The following is a 20,992-nucleotide window of genomic DNA, read 5'->3' as shown; positions in this document are numbered from 1 at the left end:
GGATGAGTGGATGCTTCGGATGCGCCGCATGGGCTCGTGCCCATGCAAGCAGCCGGGGCGTCCAATCGCCCGATTTCACTCCAACCCGGAGGGCAAGTCTCTTTTCGGGCGGTCTGCGGCGTTGCGGCGCTTGCCGATAGCACGGGCTATCGGCTGCGCCCCGCGCCTAGCATCCCATCCCGAAAAGGGACTTGCGCGGCTTCAAAAAGATCTTGAACAGGTTCTTATATATCGGAGACACCCATGAGTTACACCGCCCCGGTCAAGGACATGCTGTTCGACATCGAGCACCTGGCCAACATTGAACAGATCGCACAGATTCCCGGCTTCGAAGACGCGGGCCTCGACACCGCCCAGGCCGTGCTCGAAGAGTGCGCCAAGTTCAATGAGGGCGTGCTGGCTCCGCTGAATTTCGAGGGTGACAAGAACCCCTCGAGCTGGAAGGACGGCGTGGTCACCACCACCCCGGGCTTCAAGGAAGCCTTCCGCCAGTATGGCGAAGGTGGCTGGCAAGGCCTGCAGCACCCGGCCGATTTCGGTGGCCAGGGCCTGCCCAAGACCATCGGCGCTGCCTGCATCGAGATGTGCAACAGCGCCAACATGAGCTTCGCGCTGTGCCCGCTGCTCACCGATGGCGCCATCGAGGCGCTGCTCACGGCCGGCAGCGACGAGCTCAAGGCCACCTACCTCGAGAAGCTGGTGACCGGCGAGTGGACCGGCACCATGAACCTCACCGAACCCCAGGCCGGCTCCGACCTGGCCCTGGTGCGCACGCGTGCCGAGCCCCAGCCCGACGGCAGCTACAAGGTCTTCGGCACCAAGATCTTCATCACCTATGGCGAACACGACATGGCCGCCAACATCGTGCACCTGGTGCTGGCCCGGGTGCAGGGCGCGCCCGAGGGCGTCAAGGGCATCAGCCTGTTCGTCGTGCCCAAGTTCATGGTCAATGCCGACGGCAGCCTGAGCGCACGCAACGATGCGCACTGCGTGAGCATCGAGCACAAGCTCGGCATCAAGGCCAGCCCCACGGCCGTGCTGCAGTTCGGCGACCACGGTGGCGCCGTGGGCTACCTCGTGGGCCAGGAGAACCGGGGCCTCGAGTACATGTTCATCATGATGAACGCCGCGCGCTACGCCGTGGGCGTGCAGGGCATCGCCGTGGCCGAGCGCGCCTACCAGAAGGCTGTGGGCTACGCCAAGGACCGCGTGCAAAGCCGCCCCGTGGACGGCTCCATCGCCGCCAGCGCACCCATCATCCACCACCCCGACGTGCGCCGCATGCTCATGACCATGCGCGCCTACACCGAGGGCTGCCGCGCCATGGCCACCGTGGCCGCCGCTGCGTACGACGCCGCGCAACACCACCCCGATGCCGAGGCGCGCAAGCAGAACGCCGCGTTCTATGAATTCATGGTGCCACTGGTCAAGGGCTACAGCACCGAGATGAGCCTGGAAGTCACCAGCCTGGGCGTGCAGGTGCACGGCGGCATGGGCTTCATCGAGGAAACCGGCGCCGCGCAGTACTACCGCGACGCCAAGATCCTCACCATCTACGAAGGCACGACCGCCATCCAGGCCAATGACCTCGTGGGCCGCAAGACCGCGCGCGACGGCGGCCAGACCGCCAAGGGCATTGCTGCCCAGATCGAGAAGACCGAAGCCGAGCTGCTGGCCAACGGCAGCCCCGCCGCCAAGGCCGTGGCGCGGCGCCTCGCAGCCGCACGCCAGGCCTTCCTCGATGTGGTGGATTTCGTCGCCGGTGGCACCAAGACCTCGCCCAACGCCGTGTTCGCCGGCAGCGTGCCCTACCTCATGCTGGCGGGCAACCTGGTCGCCGGCTGGCAGCTGGCGCGCAGCCTGCTGGTGGCGCAGGCGCTGTTGCACAAGGGACAGGACAGCGCCTTCATGCAGGCAAAAATCACCACGGCGCAGTTCTATGCCGAGCACATCCTGGTCAAGGCACCGGGCCTGCGCGACAGCATCGTCGAAGGCGCCGACAGCGTGACGGAGCTGGCGCTCGACGCCTTCTGAGCGCACGGGGGAGACGGGCCGGGCCGGCGCATTGCGCGCGCCCGGCGCCCCATGAGAACCTGATTTATCCATCCATCCTTTCAACCCGGAACCCACCTGCCATGTCCAAGCTGCCCCTCGCCTTGCAGAACCTCTCGCTGCCCGTCATCGGCTCGCCGCTGTTCATCATCAGCAACCCCAAGCTCGTGATCGAGCAGTGCAAGGCCGGCGTGGTGGGTTCCATGCCGTCGCTCAACGCACGCCCCGCCGAACTGCTCGACGAATGGCTGGCCGAGATCACCGAGACGCTGGCGGCCTACAACAAGGCCAACCCCGACAAGCCGGCCGCGCCCTTTGCCATCAACCAGATCGTGCACAAGAGCAATGACCGCCTGGAGCACGACATGCAGGTCTGCGCCAAGTACAAGGTGCCGATCATCATCACCAGCCTGGGCGCGCGCGAGGACGTGAACCAGGCCGTGCACGCCTGGGGCGGCATCGTGCTGCACGACATCATCAACAACAAGTTCGCGCACAAGGCCATCGAGAAGGGCGCCGACGGCCTGATCGCGGTGGCCGCCGGTGCCGGTGGCCATGCGGGCGTGAAGAGCCCGTTCGCACTGATCCAGGAAATCCGCCAGTGGTTCGACGGCCCCATCGCGCTCAGCGGCTCCATTGCCAGCGGCGACGCGGTGCTGGCCGCGCAGGCCATGGGCGCCGACTTCGGCTACATCGGCTCGGCCTTCATCGCCACGCACGAGGCGCGTGCGAGCGACGAGTACAAGCAGGCCATCGTTGCCGGCAGCTCCGACGACATCGTCTACAGCAACCTGTTCACCGGCGTGCATGGCAACTACCTGGCGCCCTCGATCCGTGCCGCCGGCATGGACCCGGACAACCTGCCCGAATCCGACCCGAGCAAGATGAACTTCGGCGGCGACGCCAAGAAGGCCTGGAAGGACATCTGGGGCTGCGGCCAGGGCATCGGCGCCATCGACGCCGTGACCAGCACCGCCGACCTTGTGGCGCGCCTGCGCAGCGAATACCAGGCCGCCCGCGCGCGCCTGGCGCTCTGATCGCCTGGCTGCGCCAGCGGTCACCGGGCCCTGCCGGCGGCCCGTCCGGGCAGCCAGTGCCCCGTCCTGGGCACCCCGGTTCGCCCGAACCCCCTTCTGCGCGGGCGCCTGGCAGCGGGTGCCCGCGCAGGCTCGGCAAAGCGCAAATTTCTGTAACAAGCGATAATCAGCGGCTTTTGCCCGCATCGGCGGGCGGGTCATTCCATTTCGCTCCTTCCGTCTCCATGTCCTCCGCCACCTCTCGCACACCCCTGATCGACATGGTCAAAGGGCTGGCGTGTGCCGCCATCGTCTGCCACCACCTGGCCTTCTACGGCCCGATGTCCGACATCGCCCAGCCGCTGGCGCCCTGGCTGATGGCCTGGCTCTACGGCTACGGCCGCATGGCCGTGCAGGTCTTCCTGGTGCTGGGCGGCTACCTGGCGGCCGCCAGCCTGGCGCCCCAGGGCGTGGCGCGCTTCGACAGTGCCGGGGCGGCGATCACCCGGCGCTTCGTGCGCCTGGTCGTGCCCTATGCGGTGGCGCTGCTGCTGGCCGTGCTGGTGTCGGCGCTGGTGCGCCCCTGGATGGACCACCACTCCGTGCCCGACGAGCCGACGCTGGCGCAACTGCTGGCGAATGCGCTGCTGCTGCAGGACATCGTGGGCGAGGACGCGCTGTCGGCCGGTGTCTGGTACGTGGCCATCGACTTCCAGCTGTTCGCGCTCAGCGTGCTGGTCTGGGCGGCTGTGCGGGCGCTGCCCGGTGGCTGGGCCCGGCGCCACGGGCCGCTGATCGGCCAAGGCCTGCTGGTGGCCCTCACGGCCGCCTCGCTGTGCCTGTTCAACCTGGACAGCGCGCTCGACATGTGGGGCTGGTACTTCTTCGGTTCCTACGGCCTGGGCATGATGGCCTTCTGGGCCGTGAAGTCACCCCGCGCCACCGGCTGGCTGGCCCTGATGCTGCTGCTGGGCGGCGTGGCACTGGCCCTGGAGTTCCGAGGCCGCATCGCACTGGCGCTCGCCGCCGCCGTGCTGCTGGTGGCCGCCCTGCGCTCGGCACCACTGCGCCAGTGGCAGGGCGTGGCGCCCCTGGTCCGGCTGGGCCAGATGTCGTACTCGGTCTTCCTCGTGCACTTCGCCGTGTGCCTGCTGGTCAACGCCGTCGTCGGCCACCTGTTCCCCACGGCGCCAGTGGTCAACGCCCTGGGCATGGTGCTGGCCTTCACCCTGTCGCTGATGGCCGGGCGGCAGCTCTACGAGCGCGTGGAACGCCATGTGCCCACCTGGTCCATGGCGCTGCGCTGGCAGGCCGGGCTGGTGGGGGCGGGCATGCTGGTCGCGGTCAGCAGCCACTGGGCATAGCATTCGGACCATCCCCCTGAGGCGCTGCGCGCCTAGGCCGGTTTGCGCGAACTCTGCTTGTCTCGGGACGCCAGAAAGGGCTCCCGTAGGGGTCAACCCGGCGGCAGGCCCTCGCGCCGCTTGCGCTGCTTGTCCAGGAACCAGGCCATGAAGGGCAGCAGCAGCATCGAGCCGGGGATCACCCAGATGAACAAATAGGGGCTGACCGACGAGGCCGAGCGCATCACGTCGCGCAGTTGGTCGCGCTCCTCGGCGGTCCAGTTGCCCTCGCGGCGCTGCTTCATGAGCCAGGCGACCGATCCCTTCATGGTCGCGATCTCGCGCTTGAGGCGGCTCTTTTCGCGGCTGTTGCCGGCCAGGAACGAGCAGAACCATTCGGGCGCGCGCTCCATCCGCTGCTGGAAGGCGGTGGTGGAGTCCGGGTCAAACGCGGTCGGCACAGCCGCCAGGGCCGCAGCCGTGGCGTTCGGATCATCGGGAAGCTGCGGGGGCGCGCTCATGGTCTTCAATTGTCGCTGCAAGCCATGACAACGCAAACACCTGTTGCAATTTGCGGCGGTTGCGCCACGGCCATTGCCACGGGAGAGTGGCTACCTGTGCAATTCGCCCGCTGCTTCCGGTTGGTACAGGATCGCCTTGACGCGCACCGTCATCGGCTTGCCGCCAGGGCCAGGCCAGACCAGGGCGTCGCCCACCGCCAGGCCCAGCAGCGCGCTGCCCACGGGCGCGAAGATCGACAGGCGGTCGGCGCTGCCGTCCATGTCGCGCGGGTAGACCAGCGTCAGGCAGAACTCCTTGCCCGTTTCCTCGATGGCGAACTGCACCGTGGAGTTCATGGTCACCACATGCGGCGGGATCTCCTCGGGTGCCACCACCTCGGCGCGGTCGATCTCGGCCTGCAGGTCGGCCTTGCCGGGGAAGACACTGGCCGGGATGGCGGCCAGCAGGGCTTCGATGCGGTCGACGTCCAGGGACGACAGGATGATCTGGGGCTTGCGCGCCATGGGGTACCTCGCTCGGTGGTGGTTGCAAAGCGCGGGACTATAGGCCGGCTGGCGCGGTTTGCCGGCAATCTCGCACTGCACCGTGCGGGCATTGGTGCCCGGGGCGGGGAATCGGTCAGTCCCCCTTGATGTTGCGCGCCTTGATCAGCGCGCCGAAGCGCGTGCTGTCGATCTTCGCGCGCTCGTTGAAGTCGGCGGGCGACATGGGCGCGGGCACGCCGCCCAGGGCCGTGATGCGCTCCTGCACGGCGGGCGTGACCAGCACCTTGTTGATCTCGCGGTTCAGGCGCGTCACCACCTCGCCCGGGGTGCCCGCGGGCGCATAGAAGCCGAACCAGGTATCGGCATCGAAGCCCTTCAAGCCCACCTCGGCCAGCGTGGGCACGTCGGGGAACAGCGGCGAGCGCTTGGAACTGCCCACGGCCAGCAGGCGCAGCTTATTGGCCTTCACGTGCTGCAGGCCGATACCCGGGTCGAACATGAAGTCCACCTGGCCGCCCAGCAGGTCCTGCATGGCGGGCGCAGCACCGCGGTAGGGCACGTGCACGGCAAACACATTGGCCTGGGCCTTGAGCATCTCGGCCGCCAGGTGGGGCGAGCTGCCATTGCCCGGCGTGCCGAAGCTCACCTTGCCCGGGTTGGCCTTGAGGTAGGCCAGAAACTCCTGGACGGTGTTCACCGGCAGCGTGGGCCGCACCTCCAGGAACACCAGCACGCGCGCCGCGGCGGCCACGGGCACCAGGTCCTTCACCGGGTCGAACGGCATCTTGGGGTAGATGTGCGGGTTCACCGAGACCATGCCGCCCGAGCTCATGAGCAGCGTGTAGCCATCGGCCGGCGACTTGGCCACGGCCTCGCCGCCAATGTTGCCGCCCGCGCCGCCCCGGTTCTCCACCACCACGGGCTGGCCCAGCGCCGCCTGCAGCGGCACCGTCACCGCGCGCGCGATCTGGTCGGCCGCGCCGCCCGCCGGGAAGTTGACGATCACCTTGATGGGCTTGGCGGGGTAGGTTTCTGCTTGCACGCCGGTGGACAGCAGGGCGGTGCCCGCAAGTGCCGCCAGGGCGAGTGCGCCGGCCAGGCGGCGGCCATGGGATGGGGAAGGGTTCTGTGGGTTGTCGTGCGTCATGTCATGTCTCCTGAAACGGGGGCGCCCGGTCATCCGGGTCTGCTGGGTTGGCGTGCTGCGATAGGGGCGTTCTGCTCAGGCCACGTCGATCTCCACCAGGATCGGCCGCGGGTGCGCGAGTGCATCGCGCAGCACCTGGTGCAGCTGCGCTGCGTCGTCCACATGCACGGCATCGCAGCCCTGGCCGCGGGCCAGTGCCAGAAAATCGAGGTCCGGCAGCTCCGTGCCTTCGAGCTTGTCCTCGGGCCCGAAGCCGAAGGTCGGCGCAAACTCCTGCAGGGCCGCGTAGCGCCGGTTCTTGAGGATGATGAAGGTGATGGGCAACTGCAGCTGCGCCGCGCTCCACAGCGCCTGGATGGAGTACATGGCCGAGCCATCGCCCAGGAGGCCGATGACCTTGCTTTCCGGCCGCGCCAGCGCCACGCCCACGGCGCCCGGCATGGCGTAGCCCAGGCCGCCGCTGCACATCGTGTAGAAGGTCTCGCTGTGCAGGATGGGCAGGTGGGCATGCATGGCGGCGCGCGAGCTCGGCGCCTCTTCCACCACGATGGAATGTGCGTCGCGCACCTCGGCCAGGGTCTGCATCACGTAGGGCACGCCCATCAGCGCCGAAGGTTCGGCACGCGGGCGCACCGCGCGCAGTGGCGGGGCAGGGCGCTTGCGCGGGGCCGGGCGGGCCAGCAGGTCCTGCACGCCCAGGCGCACGCCACCCACGGCCGAGGTGCCCTCGGGCGTCCAGGCGGCCGTGCCCGGGTCCTCGATCAACTGCACCAGCTGCGCACCGGGCGGCACATGCGGGCCGTGGCCCTCCACGTGGTAGGTGAAGGCGGCGGCGCCCAGCGCAAACACCAGGTCGTGCCCGCCGAGCAGCGCCACGATCTTCTCGCGCATGGCCGGCAGCACGCCGGCAAACAGCCGGTGGTCCTGCGGAAAGCCGCAGCGCCCCGACATGGGGGCGATCCACACGGCGGCGTTGTGCCGCTCGGCCAGCGCCAGCACATCGTCCCAGGCGCCATCGCGGTCGACTGCCGCACCGACCACGAAGACCGGGCGCTCGGCTGCGTCGAGCGCGTCGCCGATGGCGCCCAGCACGCGCGGCTCGGGCCGGGTCTCGGTGCTCACGCTGCGGGCCTGCAGCGGCTCGCAGGGCTTGTCCCAGTCGTCGGCGGGGATCGACACCAGCACCGGCCCGCGCGGCTGCTGCATGGCGATGTAGTAGGCGCGGGCAATGGCCAGCGGCACGTCCTCGGCGCGTGCAGGCTCCACGCTCCACTTCACGTAGGGCTTGGGCAGCTCCGTGGCCTGGCCCGAGAACAGGAAGGGGTCGAACGGCAGGATCGAGCGCGCCTGCTGCCCGGCCGTGATCAGCATCGGCGTGCGGTTCTTGTGCGCCGTGAAGATATTGCCCATGGCGTGGCCGACGCCAGCGGCCGAATGCAGGTTCACGAAGGCCGCGTTGTGCGTGGCCTGGGCATAGCCATCGGCCATGCCCACCACCACCGCCTCCTGCAGGCCCAGCACGTAGCGGAAGTCCTTGGGGAAATCGAGGAACAGCGGCAGCTCGGTCGAGCCCGGGTTGCCGAAGATGGTGTCTATGCCGAAGCCGCGCAGCAGGTCGAGCACGACCTCGCGCACGGTGGGGCGCGGGTGGGTGGCAGAGGGCGCGTCGGTGGCGCGGGGCGCGGTGGCCTGGAGCATGGCGAAGGGACGGTGCGGGTGGAAAGCACCGATCTTCGACCCCCTGGCAATATCCATCAATACAATGAAGCGACTAAGTGGTATCAGCAAAATGCATATCAAGGACATCGACCTCAATCTGCTGCGCCTGTTCGATGCGGTCTACCGCACGCGCAGCGTGAGCCGCGCAGCCGAGCTCATGGACCTGACCCAGCCCGCGGCCAGCCAGGCGCTCACGCGGCTGCGCCTGCTGATCAAGGACCCGCTCTTCGTGCGCGCAGGCGGCGGCGTGCAGCCCACCCCCCGGGCCGACCGCCTGGCCGACGCCGTGCGCAGCGCCCTGGGCACGCTGGAGCAGGCGCTCAACGAATCGGCCCTGTTCGACCCGCTGCAGTCGCGCAAGGTGTTCCGCATCCACATGAGCGACATCGGCGAGGGCCGCTTCCTGCCCGACCTGATGCTCGCGCTGCGCCAGCAGGCGCCGGGCGTGCGGCTCGAAACCCTGCCCGTGCCGCGCGAGCAGATCGCACCGCTGCTGGACAGCGGCCGCATCGACTTCGCCTTCGGCTTCCTGCCCGCGGTGAAGGACACGCAGCACGTGCAGTTGCTCAACGACCGCTACATCGTGCTGCTGCGCGAAGGCCACCCCTTCGCACGGCGCCGGCGCAGCGGCGCGGCTTTGCTCGACGATCTGAAGCAGCTCGAATTCGTCGCCGTGCGCTCGCATTCGGACACCCTGCGCATCCTGGCGCTGCTGCAGCTCGAAGACCGCCTGCGCCTGACCACCGAGCACTTCATGGTGCTGCCCTCCATCGTGCGCGGCACCGACCTGGCCGTGGTCATGCCGCGCAACATCGCGCAGGGCTTCGCTGCGGCCGGTGGCTACACCATCATCGAGCCCGCGCTGCCGCTGCGCGACTTCACCGTGTCGCTGCACTGGAGCAAGCGCTTCGAGGCCGACCCGGGCAACCAGTGGCTGCGCGGGGTGATCGAGGGGCTCTTCAAGGAGTAGCCGGCGGTGTGTGGGCCCTGTGGCTGTTTAAACCGCTACCCAACGCGCCATCCATCGGGTACTATACTGTATAAATATACAGTATCTGGCGTCACGCTGACTGCGCGCCCGCCAGCTATCCGTACCCCCATGTCCAACCCCATCGGCCCACCCATCGACGACGAGAACGCCCCCCAGGTGATGCAGGACGTGCGCATCCCCTTGCAGGCCGTGCGCGGCCGGGGCGCGGCCACGGCGCTGGCGCACCGCTTTGTGCGCGACACGCGCGAGGCGGTGGACGATGGCTGGGATGTCCCTGTGGACGAAGAGGGCGACGAAGCACCCGCCCCACCCGCCACGCGCGTGCACCTGGAGACGGCCAAAAGCGCCATCTGCGCCAACGACTCGCCGGACATTTACTTCGATCTCTCGGTCAACCCCTACCGGGGTTGCGAGCACGGCTGCGTGTACTGCTACGCGCGGCCCACGCACAGCTACCTCAATATGTCGCCGGGGCTCGATTTTGAAACGCAGATCATCGCCAAGCACAACATCGCCGCGCTGCTGCGCGATGAGCTGGGCCGGCCCAGCCATGTGCCGCAGCTCATCAACATCGGCTCGGCCACCGACTGCTATCAGCCCGTGGAGCGCGAGCTGAAACTCACGCGCGGCCTGATCGAGGTGATGCGCGACATGCGCCACCCGTTCTCCATCATCACCAAGTCCGCCGGGGTGGAGCGCGACCTCGACCTGCTGGCCCCGCTGGCCGCCCAGCGCCTGGCGGCCGTGTACGTCACCATCACCACGCTCGACCCCGCCCTGGCGCGCCGCATGGAGCCACGCGCCGCCGCGCCCCACCGGCGCCTGCGCACCATCCGCACCCTGGCCGAGGCGGGCATCCCCGTGGGCGTGAGCGTGGCGCCGCAGATCCCCTTCATCACCGAAGACATGGAGCAGGTGCTGCAGGCCGCGCACGAGGCCGGCGCGACGAGTGCCTTCTACACCGTGCTGCGCTTGCCGTGGGAGCTGAATGCGCTGTTCCGCGAGTGGCTGGAGCTGCACTATCCCCAGCGCGCGGCGCGTGTGTTGGCGCGCGTGCAGGATCTGCACAGCCTCGATCCGGCGCAGCGGGCTGCCGGCAAGGTCTATGGCAGCGACTTTGCCACGCGCATGAAGGGCTCGGGGCTGTGGGCTGATCTGCTGCGGCAGCGGTTTTCGGCTACCTGCCGGAGGTTGGGGCTCAATCGGGTACGGACGGAGCTGGACCTGACGCAGTACCGGGCTGCGTATGCCCGTAATCAGGGGTGTTTGTTTTAGTCGATTGGCTTGCCTGATCGGTCGGTGCGTGGTGCGTGGTGATGGTGTCTTTGGTTGCTTTGTGCTTTGGTTGAGGGCGGAGGCCGGGATGTGCGCCCGGCGGCGCACCTACTTTCTTTTGCGTCGCCAAAAGAAAGTAGGCAAAGAAAAGGCGACCCCCAGTCTGCGTCCCCCGTACGCCCTGTCGGGCGAACGGGGGCAACCTGCGATGCTCGGATCTGGGGTGGGCGTCGATGAACTCGCTGCGTTCTTCGAACTCCGCTCAAACAGCATCGACGAGCTAGAAGACGAAGTGCATGTGTCCTGCGGCACATGCACCCACCCCAGCTCCTGCGCTTCTCGGCGCAGCCAGCAGGGGTGGGGAGCGGGGACAAAGACGGCTGCTGCTTCGCAGCTGCGCCTGGGGTCGGTGACACGCTACGCGCTCCCGACAGGCCGAAGCGCAGCGAGGCAAATGAGGCCGAGCGCAGCGATGGCCCGTGTGGGGCCCCCAATCCCTTCTGGACGTGCTGAGAAGCGCAGGGCCTGGGGTGAGCGCGTGCCGCAGGACACGCGCATCGTTGTCTGGCTTGCCGCAGCTGTTTGAGCGGAGTTCGAAGAACGCAGCGAGTTCTGCGGCACACCCCAGGACCGAGCATCGCAGGCTGCCCCACCCGCCCACCGGGCGGGTGGGGACACGGGCAGCGGGTCGCCTTCTCTTTGGTGACTTTCTCTTGGCGACGCAAGAGAAAGTTACTGCGCCGCCGGGCGCACACCCCGGCCCCCGCCTTCAACCAAAGCACGCCCTCAAAGCGGCAGTTGGCCATGCCAACCCCTTGAAACCCTCTGCACCCGCCCAGCCCGGCAGCCCGGCTACAGTCCAGGCCATGGAACGACTCGCCACCTTCCGCCTGCTGATCCGCCTGGCAGAGCTCGAAAGCTTCTCCGCCGCCGCGGCAGAGCTTGACATGTCCGCATCCGCCGCCAGCAAGGCCATTGCCGAGCTGGAGGCGACCCTGGGCGCGCGCCTCGTGCACCGCACCACGCGCCGCGTGTCGATGACCGAGGTGGGCGCCGCCTATGTGGAGCGGGCCCGCTCAGTGCTGCTGGCCGTGGAAGAGGCCGACACCGAGGCCGCGGGTGCGGCAGGCGCAGCTGCAGGCCGGCTGCGGCTGAACGCGCCCATGGCCCTGGGCCTGGCCGACCTGGGTGCGGCGCTCACGGATTTTGCGGCTGCGCACCCGCAGGTCGAGCTCGACCTGGAACTCGGCGACCGCCACGTGGACCTGCTGGCCGAGGGCTTCGATCTGGGCCTGCGCGCCACCACCGACCCCAAGGATTCGAGCTACACGGCCCAGCGCATCGCGGCGTTCGACCTGCACGTGTGCGCCACGCCGGCCTACCTGGCACGCCAGGGCCACCCCGGGTCGCCCGACGGCCTGGCGGGCCATGCCTGCTTTGCGTATGCCTACGCCACGGCCGGCGCGCGCTGGCCGCTGCGCTGGGCGGGCGACACGCATGTCAGCGTGGCCCCGCGCATGCGCGCCAACAGCACGCTCTTCCTCAAGCGCCTGGTGATGGCCGACCTGGGCATTGCCGTGCTGCCCGACTTCGTGGCGCGCGAAGAGATCGCCGCGGGCACCCTGGTGGAGCTGTTCCCCACTGTCGAGCGCCCGCCGCTGGTGCTCTACGCCATCTACCCCGAGCGGCGGCTGGTGCCGCGCAAGGTCTCGCTGTGCGTGGCCTTTCTCAAGGACTGGTTCGCGCGCGGGCAGCACCTGCCCGCTGGATGATCGGCAGCCGCCACAGCTCGTAGCGCTCTTCCCCCGCCTTCACCGCGCCCGCAAAGTGGTGGTTCAACCGGCTCGACGTGAAGTACAGCGCGCCCCCGGGGCCGATGGCCGGCGTGTCGGGCCACTGCACACCTTCATCGGCGGCCAGCAGGGCCAGGGCCTGGGTGGCAGGGTCGTAGCGCACGATGCCGTTGCGCGTCACGTCGGTGATGTACACGCGGCCGGCCGCATCGGCCACGATGCCATCGGTGTTGCCGCCCACCGCGCCCAGGTCGCGGATGGCGGCGGCACGCTCGGCATCGCTGGCGCCCGCATCGCGCAGCAGGGCCGTGGGCACGGCGCGCAGGCGCGTGCCCGTGGTCACCGTCCAGTACAGCGTCTGCGCATCGGGCGACAGTGCCACGCCGTTGATGCCCAGCAGCAGCGGGTTGCCGGGCCAGACCTCCTCGCCGTGCGAGACGACCTTCACCCCCGGCTCGATCTGCAGGCTGGCATGCTTGTCGAGCACGCGGCGCGCCTGGCTGCTGGCAAAGTCCACCACGATCAGGCCGACCTGGTTGTCGGGCGCGCTGCGCATGCCGCTGTCGGCGATGTACGCCACCTTGCGGCGCTCGTCCACCGCCACGTCGTTCAGAAAGCTGCCCGTGCGGTCGGCCACGCCATCGAGCGCAATGGCCTTGACGGTACGGCCCGTGCGCAGGTCCAGCACCACCAGTTTCTGTGCGCCCTCGGGCGCCACCTTCTCGCCCGCGACAAAGCCCATGTCCAGCGCCCACAACCACTGGTTGTGCCGGTCCACGTAAAAGCCCAGCACATTGCGCAACACCGCGCCCCCGGGGCCGCCGACCGCATTGGCGGCTTGCGACGGAAAGGCGGTGAGCCGCGCTGGGCCGCTTTGGGCGCGGGTGTCCAGAATGCTCAGCGTGGCCGGCGCATCGGCCGACACCAGTCGCGGCGTGGTCACGAAGGCGCGGCCCCGTGCGTCGAAATGCAGCCCGGCAATCGGTGCATTGACCGAGTTCGCAAACCGGCCTGCCGCAGGGGCCTTGGGGTCCCAGCTCACGCCGGTGTACGAGCGCCAGCGCTCGAGCGCCGGGGCATCGCCCGCATGGGCCGTGGACGTGGCGGCCAGCACGGCAGCCAGGGCGACTGCCGCGGCGCGCAGCAGGGGGGTGTTCAGCACATGCACCACCATCACGCCACCTGCCGCATCTGGAACAGCTCGAACACGCCGATCATCGGCCCCGCGTTGGCGCGAAACGTATCCATGTGCGGTCCGGCCATGTGCGCCTCCCACGCCGCGCGGTCGCGCCAGCGCTCGAAGAAGACCACCTCGCCGGGCGTGCCCTCGGCTTCGTGCAGTTCGTAGGCAATGCAGCCCGGCAGGCTGCGGACAACGCCGACCAGTTCGACCTGGGCGGCAACCAGCGCCGCTTCATGGCCGGGCTTGGCCTTGACGTGCGCAACGATGATGAGATCCGGCATGGGAGACAACTTTCTTGCTGGTGAATGGGATCACCGAAGATAGGTCGCCATGCCGGTTTGAAAAACCGGTCTGCAGTGCACAGACTGTGCACGCCAGGGAAAGAATCCGAGCGCTCCGCGCGCTCGTGCGTTGCCGCTCCGTTCAGGACTTGCGCGGCACCGCCACCGGCGAATCGACCTTCGCCTGCGCCGCCCCCGCATCCCGGCACGGCGTGAACATGTCCTGCTCGGGCTGGTAAGCCCCCGTCTGCACATCCATCAGCCCCAGCACCGAATGAAAATAGTGGTCGTGCGTGATGCGCCGCTCGCGCAGGTCGCGCTGCAAGCAGGCCGTGCTGGCGCCGATGCGCGCCTGCATCGCGGGCGAGAGCCAGGTGATCCAGGGCACGTGCTTTTGCACATCGGGCGCGATGGAATAGGGCAGGCCATGCAGGTAGATGTTGTTCTCGCCCAGCGACTCGCCATGGTCGGCCACGTACACCATGGCCGTCTGGGCCGTGGCGTCCTGCCGGCCCAGCCACTGCAGCACGCCGTCGAGAAAGCGGTCCGTCTCCACCACGCTGTTGTCGTACGCGTTCACCACCTGCTGGCGGCTGCACTCCTGCAGTGCGGTGGATGCGCATTCGGGCACAAACTTCTTGGCATCGGGCGCCGAGCGCTTGAAGTACGCCGGCCCATGGCTGCCCAGCTGGTGCATCACCACCACCGTGCCGCGCTGGCGCTGCTCGGCCGGCAGCGAGGCGATGCGCGCGTCCAGGTCCTTGAGCATGATGCGGTCCAGGCACTCGCCCTTGTGGGCGCACAGCTCGGGGTCCTTGAGGTTGGCGGTGTTGGTGTCGCCCAGCCGGTCGCACACGCCCTTGCAGCCCGACTGGTTGTCCAGCCACAGCACGGCCAGGCCCGCATGGTGCAGCACATCGATCAGGCTCTCGAAGTTGGCCGAGCGACCCTCGTAGCCGCTCTTGCCCAGGTGCGAGAACATGCACGGCACCGATGCCGCCGTGCTCGTGCCGCACGACCAGGCGTTGCCCGCGCTCACCAGCTCCTTGCCGCGGGCCGACAGCAGCGGCGTGGTGTCGCGCGCATAGCCGTTGATGCCGAAGTTGCCGCTGCGCCCCGTCTCGCCCAGCACCAGCACCAAGAGCGGCGGCTTGGCCTGGCCCGCATAGCTGGCGCCCAGGTGGGCGTCGCGGCCTACGGGGATCAGCGTGTGGTTGTCCATGCGCAGGGGCTTGGTGGCCACATTGCCCAGTGCGTACACGCTGTTGAGCGGGTTGATCAGGTAGCGCAGCTTGGTGTGGTTGCGCATGGTGGACGAGAAATCCTGGAACACCAGCAGCACGCTGGCCACGATGACCACGATGGAACCCAGCACCAGCAAGCCGTTGTGCGCCACCTGGCGCAGCGGCGCAAGGCGGCGCAGGGGCGTGCGGGCCAGCCAAACCAGCGGCGGTCCGGCCAGCGCAGCCACGGTGAGCAGCATGCGCAGGCTCAGCAGGTCGCCGGCCTCGTGTACATCGGTCTGCACTACGTTGGTCAGCATGCTGGCGTCGATGGCAATGCCATAGGCCAGCATGAAGTAGGCGCCAAACGCCGCCATCAGCACCAGCAGCGCGGCCGCGGGCTTGAGCGTCCAGCGCCAGGCCAGCAGGGCCAGCAGCCCCGCATTGCCCGCCGTGACGATGGCGCCGAAGGCCAGCGCAAAGCCCCAGCCGCGCAGGCTGCCCTGGCCGGGCAGCGCCGCCACCTCGCGCCACAGCGGCACATTGCACACCGTGGCCAGCCACAGGCTCACCAGCAGCACCGCCCAGGCCGGGTGCAGCGCCCGCGGCGGTGCCGAGGGGAGCGGGCGGGTGGCATGCGGGGCGGAAGACGAGGGCGACAGCAGGGGCCGCGACAGCTGCAGGAAGGTCAGGCGCATGGAGGGCAGTCTCCGGGCCTGGGACTTACGGGCGCATTACCGCCAGTTCGTCGCTGGTTCTTCTGCTGCTGCTGTGCTGCTCCTGCGGCGTGGGGGCTGGAGGAGAAGGAGAGGGGGCTGGGCCGGACGAGGATCTGGGGCATGGGCGGCAGTCTCCCGCCCCAGACTTAAGTGCACATTAACGCCGTCTTAGCGTTCCCTTAGCGCTTGCTTGGCCCCGTGCGGTCAGTCCCCTGGCGCGTTGTCGTCCACCTGCAGCGCTGCCCGCACCACCAGGGCGCGCAGCCAGCGGGCCGCGGGGTCGTTTTCCGAGCGGCGGCCATAGACCATGTCGATGCCGAAGGCTGTGTCCTGCAGCTCGGGCGGCAGGGCCCGGATGGCCGTGCCCTCGGGCGCCATGAGGCGCGCCACCCGCTCTGCCATGGTGGCCAGCAGGTCGGTGCCGCGCACGGCAAAGGGCAGCGCCGCGATGTGCGCAAAGGTGGCCAGCACCTGCCGCTCGCGCCCCAGGCGCGCCAGGTGCACGTCGATCACGCCGCGGCTCGACCCGTTGTCGCTGGGCACGAACAGCGCATGCGGCTGGCCCAGGTAGGTCTCCAGGTCCAGGGCCTCGTGCGGCGGGCCCAGCCGCTCGCGGTCGCCGATGCAGACAAAGCGCTCCTCGTACAGCCGCTGCTGCAGCATGCGCTTGGGCGGATCGAGCAGGCCGCCAATCGCCAGGTCGATGCCCGACTGGTCGAGCTGCTCGTACACCGTCTCGCGGTTCAGCCGCGCCACGCGCAGCGCCACACCGGGCGCCTCGCGCCGCAGCAGGGCCACGATGTGCGGCACCAGCACCATGTCGGCATAGTCGCTGGTCGCCATCGTGAAGCGCCGGCCCTGCGCGGCCAGCGGGTCGAAGTCGAGGCCCTGTGCCAGCGCGCGGCGCAATTGCTCCAGCGCCAGCGCAATGCCGGGGGATCAGCGCCTGCGCGCGCTCGGTGGGCACCATGCCGTCGGCCGTGCGCACGAACAGCTCGTCCTGGAACGCGTGGCGCAGCCGGCCCAGCGCGTTGCTCACCGAGGGCTGGGCCCGGTTCAGGCGCTGGCCGGCCAGGGTCACGCTGCCGGTCTCGTACAGCGCCTCGAACGTGAGCAGCAGGTTCAGGTCCATCGCGGCGAGGTTCATGGCCTCAATCTAACCCAAGTGCAATGCAGCACCCTCCATTCACGCCGTGGATACGACGCATGCCGGAAATCCATTTCCCTGCCGGCGCGCTCCGGCCTAGGATGGCCACCCCATGACCCGCAACATCCTCATCACCGGCATCGAACCCTTCGATGGCGAAACCATCAACCCCTCCTGGGAGGCCGTGCGCGTGCTCGATGGCGAGCACATCGGCGGCGGCCACCGCCTGGTGGCACGCCAGCTGCCCTGCGTGATTGCCGAGGTGGGCCCCGTGCTGATCGCCGCCATCGAAGAACTGGACCCGGTGCTGGTGCTCTGCCTGGGCCAGGCCGGCGGACGCGCCGACATCACCGTGGAGCGCGTGGCCATCAACATCGTGGACGCGCGCATCCCCGACAACGCGGGCCGCCAGCCGGTGGACGAGCCCGTGGTGCCCGGCGGCCCCGCCGCGTATTTCTCCACCCTGCCCATCAAGGCGCTGGTGGCGGCGCTGCGCGAGCAGGGCATCCCCGCATCGGTATCGCAAACGGCCGGTACCTACAACTGCAATGCCATCTTCTACGCGCTGGCACACCACATCGCCACGCGCAGGCCGGCCCTGCGCGGCGGCTTCATCCATGTGCCCTATTTGCCCAGCATGGCCACGCGCCACCCCGGCGCACCCAGCCTGGCCCGCGAGATGGTGACGCAGGCGGTGCGCACCATGGTTGCCACCTCGCTCGCTGTGGCCAGTGACATCCGCGCTGGCGGCGGCGCCGAGCACTGACGGGTCAAGAGGCCGTTAGCTCCCTGCCAGTTGCTTTGCATGGTGCGCCAGGTGGTCCGCCATGAAGCTCTGGATGAAGTAGTACCCGTGGTCATAGCCCGCGTGCTGGCGCAGCGTCAGCGGCTGGCCAATGGCCTGGCAGGCCTCTTCGAACAGGCGCGGGTTCAACTGCGTGGGCAGGAACTTGTCGGCCAGCCCCTGGTCGATCAGAATGCCCGCAGGGTAGGGCGCCACCGGCTGGTGCTGCATGAGCACCGTGGCATCGTGCTCGATCCAGGCCGTGCGGTCCGCGCCCAGGTAGCCCGTGAAAGCCTTCTCGCCCCAGGGGCACTGCGTGGGCGCGCAAATGGGCGCAAACGCCGACACACTCTTGAACCGCCCCGGATGGCGCAGCGCCAGCGTCAGCGCGCCATGTCCGCCCATCGAGTGGCCGAAGATGCCCAGGCGCTCGCCATCCACGGGCAGTTGCGCCGCCACCTGCGGCAGCAGCTCCTTCACCACATAGCTTTCCATGCGCCAGTGGCGCGCCCAGGGCTCGGCCGTGGCATCGAGGTAAAAGCCCGCGCCCACGCCAAAGTCCCAGCTCTCCGCCTCGCCCGGCACATTGGCGCCGCGCGGGCTGGTGTCGGGCGCAATCAGCGCCAGCCCCAGCTCGGCCGCCAGGCGCTGGGCCCCGGCCTTGACCATGAAGGTCTCTTCGGTGCAGGTCAGCCCCGCCAGGTACAGCAGGGCCGGCACGGGCCCCTGCTGCGCCGCTGGCGGCAGGTAAACCGAGAACTTCATCGGCAGCCCGATCTCGGTGGAAGCGTGCTGATAAAAGCGCTGCACGCCGCCAAAGCAGGCGTGCTCGCTGAGCAGTTCAAACGATGTGGAAGACATGTTCAGCAGAGCCTCAAGCGGCGTATTTCACAACCGAGCGGATCGACTTACCCTCGTGCATCAAATCGAAGGCTTCGTTGATGTCCTTGAGACCCATGGTGTGCGTCACAAACGGCTCCAGCTGGATCTTGCCGGCCATGGCGTCTTCCACCATGCCGGGCAACTCGCTGCGGCCCTTCACGCCGCCAAAGGCCGTGCCCAGCCACTTGCGGCCCGTCACCAGCTGGAAGGGCCGGGTCGAGATCTCCTGCCCCGCACCGGCCACGCCGATGATGACCGACTGCCCCCAGCCGCGGTGCGCGCATTCCAGCGCCGCACGCATCACGTTCACGTTGCCGATGCACTCGAAGCTGTGGTCCACGCCCCAGGTCGTCATCTCCACGATCACCTGCTGGATCGGCTTGTCGAAGTCCTTGGGGTTGATGCAGTCCGTGGCGCCAAAGGTCTTGGCCAGGTCGAACTTGCTCGGGTTGGTGTCGATCGCGATGATGCGCCCCGCCTTGGCCAGCTTGGCGCCCTGGATCACGGCCAGGCCAATGCCGCCCAGGCCAAACACCGCCACCGTATCGCTCTCCTGCACCTTGGCCGTGTTCTTCACCGCGCCCAGGCCCGTGGTCACGCCGCAGCCCAGCAGGCACACCTGCTCGGGGTTGGCCTGGGGGTTGATCTTGGCCAGCGACACCTCGGCCACCACGGTGTACTCGCTGAAGGTCGAGCAGCCCATGTAGTGGTAGATCGGCTGGCCGTTGTAGCTGAAGCGCGTGGTGCCATCGGGCATCACGCCCTTGCCCTGCGTGGCGCGCACCGCTACGCACAGGTTGGTCTTGCCACTCTTGCAGAACAGGCACTCGCCGCACTCTGCGGTGTACAGCGGAATCACATGGTCGCCCGGCTTCACGCTGGTCACGCCTTCGCCCACTTCCACCACAATGCCCGCACCCTCATGGCCCAGCACCACGGGGAACAGGCCCTCGGGGTCGTCACCGCTCAGGGTGAAGGCATCCGTGTGGCATACGCCCGTGTCGGTGATGCGGATCAGCACCTCGCCCTTCTTGGGCGGTGCCACGTCGATCTCGACGATCTGCAGGGGTTCTCCGGCCTTGAAGGCCACGGCGGCTTTGGATTTGATGGTCATGGTGTTGGGGTGATGGGTTGGTAAAGGGGAGGGGGCCTGAGGTTCTGCGACCTCCGGGCACGGGTGGACTGCATGACTGTAGGCCATGTGCAGCGCATGCAGAAACCCATGGCCGCAGACCTTGGGGGTATGGCCGAATTCCATCGTTCATGCCCCTGGCGGACATGGCCTCCCGTATAGTCCATCGCCTTGCCCTGCACCCGCTCGCCCATGGACAACCACCATCCGCACCACCACCCCGCCGGCCAGCCCCACCGCATCGACCTCGTCGTCTACCCCGGCTTCAAGGCGCTGGAGGCCGTGGGCCCCATGTCCGTGTTCGACTACGCCAACGTCCACCTGCGCCAGCACGGCCGGCCCGACGGCTACGCCGTGCGCGTGGTGGCGGCCCAGGCCGGGGCCGTGCAGTCCGACACCCTCATGGCCCTCACGGCCACCCACACCCTTGCCGAGCTGGAGCAACAAGAGGGCGGCACAGGCTGCACCGTGGTGCTGGTCGGCTCGCGCAACATCGAGCAGGTGCTGGCCGCCTCGCCCGACCTCGTCGCTTGGGCCGCCCGCGTCGCCCCGCGCGTGGACCGCATGATCGCCCTGTGCTCCGGCAGCTTCTTCCTGGCCGCCGCCGGGCTGCTCGACGGCCGCCGCGCCGCCACCCACTGGAGCGTGGCCGCCCTGCTGCGCCAACGCTACCCCGCCATCGACGTGGACCCCGATGCCATCTACGTGCGCGACGGCCCGCTGTGGACGTCGGCCGGCGTCACCGCCGGCATCGACCTCGCCCTGGCCCTGGTGGAAGAGGATTTTGGCCACGCCCTCGCGCTGGAGGTGGCGCGCGACCTCGTCATGTACCTCAAGCGCCCAGGCGGCCAATCCCAGTTCAGCGTGCAACTGGCCAGCCAGGGCACCGCCCACCGCGACATCCAGGCCGTGCAGACCTGGGTCCTCGACCACCTGGCCGAACCCATGCCCCTGGCCGCGCTGGCCGCGCGCGCTGCCATGAGCGAGCGGCACTTTCGCCGGGTGTTCGTGCAGGAGACGGGGCAAACTCCATCGGCGTTTGTCGATGCCGCGCGGCTGGAAGGGGCGCGGCGGTTGCTGGAGTCAACATCCCAGCCGCAGGCCGCTTTGCCGCTGAAAACCGTGGCCGCGCGCGTGGGCATGGGGTCGGAGCAGGCGCTGCGGCAGCTGTTTGTGCGGCATCTGGGGATCACGCCACAGGCGTATCGGGAGCGGTTTGGCGGGCCGGGGCGCCGCTGAATCGCAGCAGTCCTGAGCGGGACTGAAACAAGGGTAGGGCACGGCCCGGGCCGTGCCCC

The 20,992-nt window shown here is 68.8% G+C and carries 18 protein-coding genes and 1 pseudogene; 8 read left to right on the top strand and 11 right to left on the bottom strand.

What is annotated here, in order from left to right:
* Positions 1 to 243 precede the first annotated feature (243 nt).
* The 3 genes from AC07PF_RS30350 to AC07PF_RS30340 all read left to right on the top strand — a co-directional run bounded on the left by AC07PF_RS30350 (position 244) and on the right by AC07PF_RS30340 (position 4,432).
* Positions 244 to 2,034, top strand: a complete 1,791-nt coding sequence (locus AC07PF_RS30350; RefSeq protein ID WP_494614384.1) for an acyl-CoA dehydrogenase — start codon at positions 244 to 246, stop codon at positions 2,032 to 2,034.
* Positions 2,035 to 2,135: 101 nt separating this feature from the next.
* On the top strand, positions 2,136 to 3,089 hold the full coding sequence (locus AC07PF_RS30345) for an NAD(P)H-dependent flavin oxidoreductase (protein WP_494614383.1): 954 nt from the start codon (positions 2,136 to 2,138) through the stop codon (positions 3,087 to 3,089).
* Between the two features lie 224 nt (positions 3,090 to 3,313).
* Positions 3,314 to 4,432: an acyltransferase family protein gene (locus AC07PF_RS30340; RefSeq protein ID WP_494614382.1), complete on the top strand. Its 1,119-nt coding sequence runs from the start codon at positions 3,314 to 3,316 to the stop codon at positions 4,430 to 4,432.
* 92 nt (positions 4,433 to 4,524) lie between these two features.
* On the opposite strand, the gene AC07PF_RS30335 is transcribed toward AC07PF_RS30340, so the two are convergent.
* The 4 genes from AC07PF_RS30335 to mdlC form a co-directional block, all read right to left on the bottom strand.
* Positions 4,525 to 4,932 (bottom strand): hypothetical protein, encoded by a 408-nt coding sequence (locus AC07PF_RS30335; RefSeq protein WP_007856421.1) that lies wholly within the window; start codon positions 4,930 to 4,932, stop codon positions 4,525 to 4,527.
* Between the two features lie 90 nt (positions 4,933 to 5,022).
* On the bottom strand, positions 5,023 to 5,436 hold the full coding sequence (gene rnk, locus AC07PF_RS30330; RefSeq protein ID WP_179684095.1) for a nucleoside diphosphate kinase regulator: 414 nt from the start codon (positions 5,434 to 5,436) through the stop codon (positions 5,023 to 5,025).
* 115 nt (positions 5,437 to 5,551) lie between these two features.
* Positions 5,552 to 6,565 (bottom strand): Bug family tripartite tricarboxylate transporter substrate binding protein, encoded by a 1,014-nt coding sequence (locus tag AC07PF_RS30325; protein WP_494614381.1) that lies wholly within the window; start codon positions 6,563 to 6,565, stop codon positions 5,552 to 5,554.
* A gap of 75 nt (positions 6,566 to 6,640) precedes the next feature.
* A complete protein-coding gene (gene mdlC / locus AC07PF_RS30320; protein ID WP_494614380.1) occupies positions 6,641 to 8,263 on the bottom strand; it encodes a benzoylformate decarboxylase in 1,623 nt (540 codons plus the stop codon).
* Positions 8,264 to 8,354: 91 nt separating this feature from the next.
* Between mdlC and AC07PF_RS30315 the strand changes: the two genes are divergently transcribed.
* The 3 genes from AC07PF_RS30315 to AC07PF_RS30305 all read left to right on the top strand — a co-directional run bounded on the left by AC07PF_RS30315 (position 8,355) and on the right by AC07PF_RS30305 (position 12,322).
* Positions 8,355 to 9,254: a LysR family transcriptional regulator gene (locus AC07PF_RS30315; protein WP_494614379.1), complete on the top strand. Its 900-nt coding sequence runs from the start codon at positions 8,355 to 8,357 to the stop codon at positions 9,252 to 9,254.
* A gap of 180 nt (positions 9,255 to 9,434) precedes the next feature.
* Positions 9,435 to 10,550: a PA0069 family radical SAM protein gene (locus AC07PF_RS30310; protein ID WP_494610351.1), complete on the top strand. Its 1,116-nt coding sequence runs from the start codon at positions 9,435 to 9,437 to the stop codon at positions 10,548 to 10,550.
* Between the two features lie 866 nt (positions 10,551 to 11,416).
* Positions 11,417 to 12,322, top strand: a complete 906-nt coding sequence (locus AC07PF_RS30305; protein WP_007862321.1) for a LysR family transcriptional regulator — start codon at positions 11,417 to 11,419, stop codon at positions 12,320 to 12,322.
* Here the strand turns inward: AC07PF_RS30305 and AC07PF_RS30300 are convergent.
* From AC07PF_RS30300 to AC07PF_RS30280, 5 genes and pseudogenes are all read right to left on the bottom strand, one after another.
* A complete protein-coding gene (locus AC07PF_RS30300) occupies positions 12,279 to 13,505 on the bottom strand; it encodes an L-dopachrome tautomerase-related protein (RefSeq protein ID WP_494614378.1) in 1,227 nt (408 codons plus the stop codon). The two genes, AC07PF_RS30305 and AC07PF_RS30300, sit on opposite strands and share 44 nt — an antisense overlap.
* Positions 13,506 to 13,516: 11 nt before the next feature.
* Positions 13,517 to 13,807 (bottom strand): putative quinol monooxygenase, encoded by a 291-nt coding sequence (locus AC07PF_RS30295; RefSeq protein WP_494614377.1) that lies wholly within the window; start codon positions 13,805 to 13,807, stop codon positions 13,517 to 13,519.
* Between the two features lie 142 nt (positions 13,808 to 13,949).
* On the bottom strand, positions 13,950 to 15,728 hold the full coding sequence (locus AC07PF_RS30290; RefSeq protein WP_494614376.1) for a phosphoethanolamine transferase: 1,779 nt from the start codon (positions 15,726 to 15,728) through the stop codon (positions 13,950 to 13,952).
* Between the two features lie 225 nt (positions 15,729 to 15,953).
* Complete coding sequence (locus tag AC07PF_RS30285) at positions 15,954 to 16,658, bottom strand: LysR substrate-binding domain-containing protein (protein WP_494614375.1); 705 nt, start codon at positions 16,656 to 16,658, stop codon at positions 15,954 to 15,956.
* Between the two features lie 97 nt (positions 16,659 to 16,755).
* Positions 16,756 to 16,881 (bottom strand): annotated as a pseudogene (locus tag AC07PF_RS30280) (LysR family transcriptional regulator); the annotation flags it as partial.
* A 127-nt stretch (positions 16,882 to 17,008) separates the two neighbouring features.
* On the opposite strand from AC07PF_RS30280, the gene pcp reads away from it, so the two are divergent.
* Entirely contained in the window at positions 17,009 to 17,662 is a 654-nt protein-coding gene (pcp, locus tag AC07PF_RS30275; RefSeq protein ID WP_494614374.1) for a pyroglutamyl-peptidase I, read from the top strand.
* Positions 17,663 to 17,677: 15 nt separating this feature from the next.
* On the opposite strand, the gene fghA is transcribed toward pcp, so the two are convergent.
* Together fghA and AC07PF_RS30265 are read right to left on the bottom strand one after the other, a co-directional pair.
* Positions 17,678 to 18,541: an S-formylglutathione hydrolase gene (gene fghA, locus AC07PF_RS30270; RefSeq protein ID WP_494614373.1), complete on the bottom strand. Its 864-nt coding sequence runs from the start codon at positions 18,539 to 18,541 to the stop codon at positions 17,678 to 17,680.
* 13 nt (positions 18,542 to 18,554) lie between these two features.
* The gene (locus AC07PF_RS30265; RefSeq protein ID WP_494614388.1) at positions 18,555 to 19,670 is read right to left on the bottom strand and encodes an S-(hydroxymethyl)glutathione dehydrogenase/class III alcohol dehydrogenase; all 1,116 of its coding nucleotides are present in this window, start codon (positions 19,668 to 19,670) and stop codon (positions 18,555 to 18,557) included.
* 216 nt (positions 19,671 to 19,886) lie between these two features.
* On the opposite strand from AC07PF_RS30265, the gene AC07PF_RS30260 reads away from it, so the two are divergent.
* Entirely contained in the window at positions 19,887 to 20,933 is a 1,047-nt protein-coding gene (locus AC07PF_RS30260) for a GlxA family transcriptional regulator (protein WP_494614372.1), read from the top strand.
* The last annotated feature ends 59 nt before the right edge of the window (positions 20,934 to 20,992 follow it).

The organism is Acidovorax sp. GW821-FHT10A04 (assembly GCF_059415825.1).
The sequence above is the reverse complement of the archived record's forward strand: the minus strand, read 5'-3'. Positions and strand labels throughout refer to the sequence as shown.

Bases quoted from the DNA above. Each gene is read 5' to 3' on its own strand.
- AC07PF_RS30350 (WP_494614384.1), top strand. From the start codon at position 244: ATGAGTTACACCGCCCCGGTCAAGGACATGCTGTTCGACATCGAGCAC.
- AC07PF_RS30345 (WP_494614383.1), top strand. From the start codon at position 2,136: ATGTCCAAGCTGCCCCTCGCCTTGCAGAACCTCTCGCTGCCCGTCATC.
- AC07PF_RS30340 (WP_494614382.1), top strand. From the start codon at position 3,314: ATGTCCTCCGCCACCTCTCGCACACCCCTGATCGACATGGTCAAAGGG.
- AC07PF_RS30335 (WP_007856421.1), bottom strand. From the start codon at position 4,932: ATGAGCGCGCCCCCGCAGCTTCCCGATGATCCGAACGCCACGGCTGCG.
- rnk (WP_179684095.1), bottom strand. From the start codon at position 5,436: ATGGCGCGCAAGCCCCAGATCATCCTGTCGTCCCTGGACGTCGACCGC.
- AC07PF_RS30325 (WP_494614381.1), bottom strand. From the start codon at position 6,565: ATGACGCACGACAACCCACAGAACCCTTCCCCATCCCATGGCCGCCGC.
- mdlC (WP_494614380.1), bottom strand. From the start codon at position 8,263: ATGCTCCAGGCCACCGCGCCCCGCGCCACCGACGCGCCCTCTGCCACC.
- AC07PF_RS30315 (WP_494614379.1), top strand. From the start codon at position 8,355: ATGCATATCAAGGACATCGACCTCAATCTGCTGCGCCTGTTCGATGCG.
- AC07PF_RS30310 (WP_494610351.1), top strand. From the start codon at position 9,435: ATGCAGGACGTGCGCATCCCCTTGCAGGCCGTGCGCGGCCGGGGCGCG.
- AC07PF_RS30305 (WP_007862321.1), top strand. From the start codon at position 11,417: ATGGAACGACTCGCCACCTTCCGCCTGCTGATCCGCCTGGCAGAGCTC.
- AC07PF_RS30295 (WP_494614377.1), bottom strand. From the start codon at position 13,807: ATGCCGGATCTCATCATCGTTGCGCACGTCAAGGCCAAGCCCGGCCAT.
- AC07PF_RS30290 (WP_494614376.1), bottom strand. From the start codon at position 15,728: ATGCGCCTGACCTTCCTGCAGCTGTCGCGGCCCCTGCTGTCGCCCTCG.
- pcp (WP_494614374.1), top strand. From the start codon at position 17,009: ATGACCCGCAACATCCTCATCACCGGCATCGAACCCTTCGATGGCGAA.
- fghA (WP_494614373.1), bottom strand. From the start codon at position 18,541: ATGTCTTCCACATCGTTTGAACTGCTCAGCGAGCACGCCTGCTTTGGC.
- AC07PF_RS30260 (WP_494614372.1), top strand. From the start codon at position 19,887: ATGGACAACCACCATCCGCACCACCACCCCGCCGGCCAGCCCCACCGC.